Source organism: Alteribacter salitolerans, from assembly GCF_016901055.1.
Classification (GTDB): Bacteria; Bacillota; Bacilli; order Bacillales; family Salisediminibacteriaceae; genus Alteribacter; species Alteribacter keqinensis.
The window spans coordinates 1-1,703 of the sequence record NZ_JAFEUX010000023.1; the positions used below are offsets into that span (position 1 = coordinate 1).

At 44.4% G+C, this 1,703-nt stretch carries 1 protein-coding gene; it reads left to right on the top strand.

Annotated features, from left to right (window positions below; translation table 11 throughout):
• The first annotated feature begins 103 nt into the window (after positions 1-103).
• Positions 104-1,384 (top strand): IS110 family RNA-guided transposase, encoded by a 1,281-nt coding sequence (locus tag JSY36_RS20250; RefSeq protein ID WP_205167745.1) that lies wholly within the window; start codon positions 104-106, stop codon positions 1,382-1,384.
• Positions 1,385-1,703 lie beyond the last annotated feature (319 nt).

Sequence of the window (1,703 nt, forward strand, 5' to 3'; positions counted from 1 at the left end):
CAGGAGCATTCCTGTTAGTAGGTGAAGTGGCCTCTTGCACAAAAAAAGGTCCTCCGTTATGATGCAGGTTGCGAACCCAATACACCAAGAGGAGGACCTTTTGATGCATCATAATCGAAATTACAAAATAAATCAAGTGACAGAGTCAACTCTCGTTATCGGAGTTGATATCGCTAAAAAAACTCATTACGCTTGTCCGATTGATTATCGCGGACGTGAACTTCAGAAAGCATTTAGGATCCAACAATCCAATCACGGGTTTGAAACGTTCTATTCAGCTATAAAAGCACTTATGGCGGAATTCAATAAGACAAACATCCTTATTGGCTTTGAACCCACTGGGCACTATTGGATGAATTTAGCCGCATTTCTTGAAGAGAGAGACATCCCTTTTGTACTTGTGAACCCTCTTAATGTAAAAAGGTCTAAAGAGTTTGATGACAACACTCAAAGTAAAAACGATAAGAAAGATGCACGAGTGATTGCCAAACTTATTCCCAATGGTAGCTTCAGTATCCCTCGAAAGATGAGTGAAACAGAATCTGAACTTCGCCGAGGAGCTGCTTTCCGTAATCGACTAAAAGACGAAGTCGCATCCATTAAGAACCGGATTCAGCGCTGGATTGACCTCTACTTTCCGGAGTTTTCATCCGTTTTTAAAAGTCTGGGGGAACATGCCCGGGCCAGTCTCCGGTGTACGCCATTGCCTGATGATATTAGATCAGGATCTCCTGAAGACCTTTTGAAAATCTATCGGGAGTCCGGCGCAAGATACGCTTCACTTAAAAGAACCGAAAAACTCTTTGAAGCCGCAAAATACTCCATCGGAGTAAAAGATGGATCTGCGATGGCTCGTATGGAAATCAACGCTCTGTTAGACCAACTTGAAATCTACGAGGCTCAAGTGACTGAGATCACCCATTCACTGATTGAATTAGCCCGTACATTGCCTGATTTTATTCATCTGACTTCAATTAGCGGAGTCAGTGAAACAACCATAGTCGAACTCCTGGCTGAGACAGGTTCCTTAAAGCATTACAAGCATCCACGCCAATTAATTAAACTTGCGGGACTGGCGCTTCGGGATAATTCTTCAGGAAAGTATGAAGGAAAGAGACAGCTATCCAAACGCGGACGAAGGCGGCTGCGAGCCCTTTTGTATAAATCCATGCTTCCACTGATTCACAATAACACCGCGTTTTGCGAGCTGTACGAGTACTATATTAGCCGCAAGGAAAATCCTTTAAAGAAGAAAGAAGCACTCGTAGCCTTATGCCGAAAGCTGCTTCAAGTCTTTCACGGTCTTTCAAAGAACAGTACCATGTTTGATGGCGAACGGATGAAACAGGACTTATCCAACTCCACTCTGAGCAATGTAGCCTAAATCTTTCGCTGAAGAGCGCAGACAACCTAGACACGGAGAAGCCGGCCTATACGGAGACTTAAGACGGTGCAACCCATCAGTCCATGCAGGAGCAATCGCCGGCCTCTGCTTTAGGAGCAGACTCAACGAAGGAAAGTAGGCGCTTATTGACGCCAAGAGATGTGGGAGGGTGAGTCCCCTAACCAAGCAGAGATCCTATGTGCCTATATCGGAATAAGGAGATGATTTCCAATCTCCTACCGCGACGCGTCAATCTCACTCCCTTTCTTTTCTAAAATTAGAAAAGGTAAGAAGAGTATTGGATCACCACCTCAATAAA